The following is an 8,479-nucleotide window of genomic DNA, read 5'->3' on the forward strand; positions in this document are numbered from 1 at the left end:
GGATTATACAAAATCCCCTTCTCACAACGGGGAAAAATAAATAATTCAAAGTCCCCCAGAATTGGGGGATTTAGGGGGCGAAGGATTATACCAAATTCGGTTCTCACAACGGGGAAAATAAATAATTCAAAGTCCCCCAGAATTGGGGGATTTAGGGGGCGAAAGTCGTAACGCACTCTACTGGATTTATAAGTTTTAGCTATCTAATACACCCTAACAAATTTTGCTGATAGCTGATAGCTGACTGCTGAATGCTTCAATTAAAACCCATTACCAATCAAAATAAAAGGTGCCCAATAATAAGGATGATTAAACTCACTATTAATCATAGCAATTTGTGCCTTTTGAACTGCTTCAATTTTGCTTGCACCATTTTTCAAAGCTGTATAAAAATAATTCATAAATTCAGAAGTACCCTCGTCATCAACTTGCCATAAAGTTGCTAAACTTGCTGTGGCACCAGCTACTTGCATTTGATAACCAAAACCCAGAATTTCTGCCCCATTTCCTAACTCTTTCCCTAAACCAGTTTGACAAGCACTCAAAACTACTAATTCTACACCCTTTAAATTCCAATCTTTTACTTCTCGTAAGTTAGTAAGATTACCATCTCCAAATAGGATAAAAGATTCTTCTGGATGACCGCTGACAAAAGCAGAATGAGTAGCCAAATGTACGATATTATAGCTATCCATATTTGACTCTATAGCTTCTCTAGTAAAAGAATTTCCTAATAATTTATTAGTCTCAGGAAAAATATTTGCTAACTTTTCTACCTCTACTCCAGCAAAAGGTAATTCTGCAAAACTAAACTCTGTTTCCACAACCTTAAAATTATAATTACCTTCAGTTAAAGCACCTGCCAAAATCTGAGGCTCAATATTTTCCCCAGGGATAAATTTTATTAAACTTGCAGCGGTAATATTATTAATTTTAAATCTCTCTACTAACCATTTTTCTCCATCATATAATGCTGCTAGAGGAATATAACGTAGTAGACCATCAGGAGCATAAATAATAGTTTTAGCGTCAGTAATTTTCAAGTGAGATTCTATAGGTTTAATCAACCAATTATAGAGTTTTAATCCTGCCTCCATAACTCTAGAATCAGATTGATTTTTATTTTGAGCTTTTCTTCTATCAGTTAATCCCACTCTCAACTCCAAAAGCTCATGCTCGAATTCTTTCTGCTTGACTGAAACAGTACGATGTAATGGGAGAGAATTAGCAGTTACTAATATTAATTCGAGGCGGTCTTCTAAAAGTAAAGGATATAAAACTACTGTATTTTCTTGCTGATGTTTTTTTAGTTCAGACTGCAAAGAAGTTAATATCTCAAAATTCAGTTTTTGACTACTAGAATTTTTCTTTAACTCCAATACAATATTTGTTACTTCTTGACTATTAATCAAATCCCGAATATCAACCAATTTTGCTGATGAAATATTCTGATTTTTATCCAGGTCTTGACCTACTGCATTTATGAATTTGTTATACTTTTGCCAGAACTTTTTTTCCATTTCTAGCAGTGGAACTTCTCTAGATTTATCCTCATTAAATTCTAAATTTCCTATATAATCAAATATCTCTTGTACCTTGAGTAAATCGAGAATTTGATGTGCTTCTATCACACGTTTTTGTTGAAGTAATAAGTCAGCCAAACTACGATATATTTCAGCAACACTTTCTACATAAGACTGCTGCTGTTCTACTGGTAAAACTTTTAAACTATGACGAATATTTTCAGTAACATTAACGGATTGTTTATAAAAAATTATTGCTAATTCAGGTCGTTCTTTTTCTAATAACTTACCTATATTCCCTAGAGTAATTCTTTCCCCATCCCTATTTCCAAGTTGTTTGTCAATAATTAAAGTATGAGTCAAAAATTGTAATGCTTCAGGATAGCTCCCTGATTCTCGATAAACTATACCAATATTATGAATAGTAGCTGCTTGACCTTCGCGATCGCCTAATTTTTTTCGCATATCTAATGCTTGTTGATGAGACTCTAAAGCTTGAGAATATTTACCCTGTTCTCGATAAATTACACCTATATTATCAAGGGTTGTCGCTATAGCAAAACGGTCTTGATTTTCCTGGTTAATTTCTAAAGCTTGTTGATAAAAAATTAAAGCTTTTGGAAACTCTTTTAAGCGACGATAAACAGCACCAATATTATTTAAAATAATACCTTTTGTTGGAGGGTTAGTATCTAAAACTTGCTGATAAAAATCAATAGCTTTTTCGTATTGCCCCAACTGAGAATAGACCAACCCCATATTACTTAAAATTGCACTGATATTTACACTATCTTTTTCCTTTTGAGCAATTTCTAAAGCTTCTTTATAAAACTCTAAAGCTCTCAGATATTGACTTTGAATATCGTAAACAATAGCAATTTCATTTAAAGTGCGACCAATAGCAGCACTATCTCCGAGTTGCCGACGCATTACCAGTGCTTGGTTTAATGATGCCAATGCTTGGGGATATTGACTAAGGTGATGATAAACTGTACCAATATTGTGTAGAGTAGCAGCAATTCGTTCGCGGAGTGGAAGGGATGTTTTATCTTGGTTTCCTAACCGTTGACGAATTTCCAGCGCTTGCTGATAATACTCCAACGCTTGCTGATATTCCTGTAATTGTTTATAAACAGTTGCTATGCTGTAGAGGGTACTACTGATATTAAAGCGATCACCTTGTTGCTTACGAATGTCTAACACCTGTTGCAAAGTTTTTAAAGCTGCTTCTAATTCACCATTTTGAAATTGTTGTGTAGCTTTCTGGTAAAGTTGCTGTGCTTTAGTTTCTAAATTTTCTGGGAGCGAGCGATCGCCCCAGCGAAACGTAGTTTTATCGCTATATTTTGTGGTCTGTTGTACAACTGCTTTTGCATTTATATACACCTTTTCTGTGACTACAGATAAAGGCAAAATAAAAAAAATCCTGTGCCTATAATTAATCTAAAATATTTCCAATTTATCATTTTCTATTGTTGTCTCTATGAATTCATATCTACACTTAACTTATAATATTTCATAACTTATAATACTTCAACTTTATGCTTCCTTCAAAAACCATTGCCAATTAAAATAAATAGTGCCCAATAATAAGGATAACTATACTTGCTATTAATCATCTATATTTCTACCTTTTGCACATCTATAAATTTATTTAGAGTTTGCTGAATAAGTCTTATGGGTGAGGGTAGGAGTCAGGAGAAATGGGAATTAATGTAGTCGGAAAAATTTTCCCTTAATTTTTCTGCCATAATCGTCCGAAAATACTAGATTTATGCAGCTATTTAGACCAACAAACTTGCACTTTTTTCGACAAAACAAGGCACTTACCTTTATCTGTCAATGGTTTGATATTTATTCAGCAAGCCCTAATTATTAATTATTAATTATTAATTATTAATTATTAATTATTAAACTTCCTTCTTCCTTCAAAACCCATTACCAATTAAAATAAAAGGTGCCCAATAATAAGGATGATTATACTCACTATTAATCATATTAACTTGTGCTTCTCTTAGCGATTCTACCTTACTTAGTCCTTTATTCAAAGCTGCATAAAAATAATTCATAAATTCGTGAGTAGCTTGGTCATCAACTAACCATAAAGTTGCTAATGTTGCTGCTGCACCAGCTTCTTGCACTCGATAACCAAAACCTAGTATTTCTTGACCATTTCCTATATCTTTTCCCAGGGCAGTTTGACAAGCACTCAATACCACTAATTCTACATCCTTTAAATTCCAATCTTTCACATCTCCTAATGTAGCGCGATCGCCATCTCCAAATAAGATAAAAGATTCTTCTGGATGACCATTTACAAAGGCAGAATGAGTGGCAAAATGTACAATATTATGGCTATCCATATTTAATTCCATAGCTTCTTTAGTAAATTCATTTCCTAATAATTTATTAGTTTCAGGAAATATCTGCTCTATATTCTCTACTTCTACTCCCGCAAATGGTAATCCTTCAAATTCAAATCTTCTTCTACCTACCTGAAATTGATAACTACCTTCAGTTAAAGCACCTGCTAAAATTACTGGTTGAAAATTTTCTCTAGGATCTAAATCCATTAAACTTGCAGCAGTAATATTATTAATTTCAAACCTTTCTGCTAGCCATTTTTTACCATCATATAAAGCTGCTAAAGGAATATAACGTAGTTTTCCATCTGGCGCATAAATAATAGTTTTAGTTTTAGCAAGTCTTAGCTCTTTCTCTAAAGGTTTAATCAACCAATTGTAAAGTTTAAATCCTGCCTGCATAACTATTTTATCAGATTGATTATTATTTTCGTTGGAGAATGATTGAGAATTATTTCTATTGATTAATCTCACTCTTAATTCAAAGATAGCTTGATTAAATTCTTCTCGTTTTACCGATACAGTACGATGTACAGGGGGAGAATTTGAACTTACTAATATTAATTCTAGTCGGTCTTCTAAAACTAATGGATATAATACTACTGTATTTTTCTTTTGATGTTCTTTTAGTTCAAGTTGTAAAGAAAATACTATATCTGAACTTAGTTTTTGATTTTCAGCATTTTCTTTTAATTCTGACACGATAGATTTCACTTCTTCACTATCAAAAAATTCAATAATTTCTAGTAATTTTTCCTCTAGTTGATTTTGGTTTTTCGTATCACTTGCTGCTTCTATGAGCTGACTATATTTTTTCCAAAAGAGTTCTTCTGATTCTAGGAATGGCAATTCACTATATTTATGTTTGTCAATCTGTAAACTGCCCATCTGTTCAAATATTTCTTGGACTTTGAGTAAATCTATAATTTGATGTGCCTCTAGCGCTCGTTTTTTTTGCAGTAATAATTCAGCTAAAGTACGATATGTTTCAGCAACACTTTCTACATCAGCCTCTTGCTCTTCTGTTGGTAAAACTTTTAAATCTTTCCTGATACTTTCTGTAAGATTAACTGATTGTTTATAGAAAATTATTGCTAATTCAGTCTGATTTTTTGTTTCTAATAATTTACCTATATTAGCAAGATTAATTCCTTCTTTTTCTTTATTATCAAGTTGTCTATCTATAATTAAACTATGATTTAAAAATTTTAGGGATTCCGAATACTTATTTAGCTCTTGATAAACTTTACCAATATTATGAAAAGTAACTGCTTTACCTTCTCGATCGCCTTCTTCTTGTTGAATAGCTAATACTTGCTTGTGATTCTCTAATGCTTGAGAATATTCCTCTTGCTCTCTATAGATTACACCTATATGATTGAGGATTTTAGCTATACCAAGATTATCTTGATTTTCTTGATAAATTTCTAAAGCTTGTCGATCATATTCTAAGGCTTGAGAATATTTTTTTAAGTGACGATAAATTGCTCCAATCTTACTTAATATCTTGTTTTTGTCTGGAGGATTTTTCTTTAAAGCTTGTTTATAAAAATCGATCGCCTGCTCATATAAACCTAACTGAGAATACACCAAGCCAATCTTATTTAAAATAGCAGTAATACTTTCACTATCCTGATTTTTTTTAGCATTATTTAAAGATTTTTGATAATATTCTAAGGCTTTGAAATACTTACCTTGAGTATCATAAACAACAGCCATTTTATTCAAAGTACGAATAATCTCAAAGCGATCGTCTTCTTGAGTTGATTTTTCTAATTTTTCTTGTAATTTTTCCAAATTTTCATCAAGTTGATCGTTGTAAAATTCTGATTGAACTTGCTTTTCTTGTTGCTGTATTTCAATTTTTTGATTTTTCTGTAGAATAGAGCTAAAAGAATTTATCTTAACTTTTGCTTGTGCTTTTGAATCTAGATTAAAATTTTTTTCGACTGGTATAGATGGTATAGATGGAATAATAATTAATAAACATACAGCAGGTGTAATTAATCTGAAATATTTCCAATTTATCATTTCTTCAACTATATTTTCTATCTGTATTATGTATAACTATAAGCATTCAGCATTCAACTATAGCAGGGAATAGGGAAGTTATAGCGCTATGTGCAGGCAACAGGCAACAGGAGGAATAAATTGCTGTAATATAAAACTTTTAGTTAGTCGATCAATTGTGGCTATACTTCAGATGTATTATAAGTGCTAAAATTAATTAGGGCTTGCTGATTAAATTTCAAAGCATTGATGGATAAAGGTAAGTGCCTTTTTGGAGCGAAAAAAGTACTAGCTTTTTGTTATAAAAAGTTCATACATATTAGTATTGAGGGCAAACAAAGGCAGAAAAATCTTGGGACAACTCTTCTTTCTACCTCCTCTATAATTCCCATTCCTCTTAACTCCTGTCTCCTGTCTCCTACCCCTACTAAAAGACTTTTGAGCGCAAACCCTAATATTTACTCGGAATTTGATGAACGAAAAAAGTAATTGAGATGATTTGCATAGTATAAATATCTACTAAACTACGGATTTGTATCATATCAATCCTACAAATTGAAGTGCGGAATGTGGAATCAAACTCTACATTTTTGTTGAGCATCCCGTAGGAAATTATAAGAAATACCTAGCTATTTGTAGCAAACATTTATCAAATTAGTATTATTAGAGTATTGAAGCCTAAAATCAAGAAAGCCTGATAAATCTTAAGATTGACCAGACTCTTTTTTTGATTATTAACTTTTTATGGCGGGAGGCGGATTTGAACCACCGACCTTCGGGTTATGCTTACCACCACAGCTTTCACTGCCTTAATTCTCAACCTTAAGAATTAGTTCGTGGTCTGGACTGTCCCTTTACCCTCAGCTTCTATCAAACTAGAACTGCTAGGGTACTTGCCAACCAGTCTCTACACCTTCTCCTTTCATTTGGAGCTTGGCTCGGGATTACCCCGCTAACGGTTTCCCCGAATTTGACAAGTAAACACATACAAATTTCTTCGTATGCCGCCCCTTACAAGGTGTAACTTCAAGCTTAGTGACTAGCGGTGTCTATTTATGCTTGTTTTGTTTGTCTTACCTTATAACTTGAGCCCGACGAGCTACCAGACTGCTCTATCCCGCGTCGTCTTTTATTAGTATAACCATAACCTCATCAAAATTGCAACCCCTTACTCAAAATATTTTCCAAATTTTTTTCATAGCCGTCCAATTACCGATTGAAGAAGGCAGAAGGCAGAAAGCAGAATTGTATGGGAATTATAACCCCAAACAATTTTAAGCACGACCGTTGACGGTGGGATATTAAACCCATAAGGGAAAAGATAATTAACGTTTAAAGCCTCTCCTTTAAAGGAGAAACAAGAAAAAATTTTCATTGCTAGTCAATCCTATCCATTTTCAAGGAGAGGTAATTATTAACTGGAGAGTACAAAGTTATTCCAAAAAACTATTTGCTTTAAAGGCTGAAAGTATTACTGGAAAAAGCTTACAGTACTTACAGCTTTGAATAAAGAGTTTTCAACCCTTAGATAGCTGAAAGCCTTAGCTAGCAATAGTTCTTACAAGAATTTTGCACTGTCTACTAATTATTAGTAATTAATTGTTGAACTATACCATGCACATTTCTCCAATTACTTCCAAACGCTTGACATTACTGAGAGACATATAGTTTTCCGCTAGAGTTTCAGCAATAGTTGGACTGATCCAACCCATCTGAGTTAACAAGTGAATAGCCACTGCATATTTCGCTCGTTTAGCACCATCATTAACTTTAATGGCCAAACCCATCCCCTCACCTACCCGGCCAATACATTGCACTCCCTCAGCCCCAGACTTACTAACAATTTCTCCTGCCGTCAAGCGCATCAACTCTGTATCAAAACTTCCCTCTCCCCCAACCATTTCTGGATGATAGGTCATTGCCCTAACAATTCGTTCTAGGTCTAAACTATCACCTGAAGCCAGTTTGGCGTATAAAGTTGCCATTTGACTTAGTTGTAGAAGATAAGTTGGAGCACCACAATCATCACGAGCGCCAATAAATTCTGCTGCGGGCATTGCCAGTAACTCAGCCACCTTACTAATAATCAACTGTTGAACTGGATGCTTCATTTGCAGGTAAGACTCCATCGGCCAACTTCTTTGCTGACAAACAGCCAGCATACCTGCGTGCTTACCAGAACAGTTATATTGCAAAGGACTATTTTTATTGGCAGGAGTTGGGCATTGAAGCTTTGATGGGTCAATATCACAGCGCCATAAAACATTAAATACCTGTCTTGCTTGCTCTGTTGTACCTTGATGGGAACTACAAATAATGGCCAAATCTAAGTCGGTTAAGTCATAACGTTCTAGAGTGCCTGTAGTAGTAACTGCTAAAGCTTGAAATGGTTTAAGAGCTGAACGGACAAATGTGGCAGTATCTGCATTTCCGGCCACAGATAAAACCCGACCTCTATGGTCGCACACAGTGGCCTGAACTTGGTGAATTGATTCAACGATACCTTCTCGGAGTAATCTGACTTCTAGTTGTGAAGTTTGTGTTCTTTTTCCCCTTGTCATTTCAGTTATCAGTTATCAGTTA

The 8,479-nt window shown here is 34.0% G+C and carries 3 protein-coding genes; all 3 read right to left on the reverse strand.

The window, feature by feature from the left end:
* Window positions 1-260: 260 nt before the first annotated feature.
* The 3 genes from AC3DU7_RS12750 to AC3DU7_RS12760 all read right to left on the reverse strand — a co-directional run bounded on the left by AC3DU7_RS12750 (window position 261) and on the right by AC3DU7_RS12760 (window position 8,457).
* Window positions 261-2,936, reverse strand: a complete 2,676-nt coding sequence (locus AC3DU7_RS12750; RefSeq protein WP_488039717.1) for a CHAT domain-containing protein — start codon at window positions 2,934-2,936, stop codon at window positions 261-263.
* 515 nt (window positions 2,937-3,451) lie between these two features.
* On the reverse strand, window positions 3,452-5,917 hold the full coding sequence (locus tag AC3DU7_RS12755) for a CHAT domain-containing protein (protein WP_488039718.1): 2,466 nt from the start codon (window positions 5,915-5,917) through the stop codon (window positions 3,452-3,454).
* A gap of 1,586 nt (window positions 5,918-7,503) precedes the next feature.
* Window positions 7,504-8,457 carry an asparaginase gene (locus AC3DU7_RS12760; protein ID WP_488039719.1) on the reverse strand — a complete coding sequence of 318 codons (954 nt, stop codon included), beginning with the start codon at window positions 8,455-8,457 and terminating at the stop codon, window positions 7,504-7,506.
* Window positions 8,458-8,479: the final 22 nt, after the last annotated feature.

It is taken from the genome of Okeania sp. (assembly GCF_983059655.1).

What these genes read in the sequence shown, in the direction of transcription:
- AC3DU7_RS12755 (WP_488039718.1), bottom strand. Translation starts at nt 5,917, where the DNA reads ATGATAAATTGGAAATATTTCAGATTAATTACACCTGCTGTATGTTTA.
- AC3DU7_RS12760 (WP_488039719.1), bottom strand. Translation starts at nt 8,457, where the DNA reads ATGACAAGGGGAAAAAGAACACAAACTTCACAACTAGAAGTCAGATTA.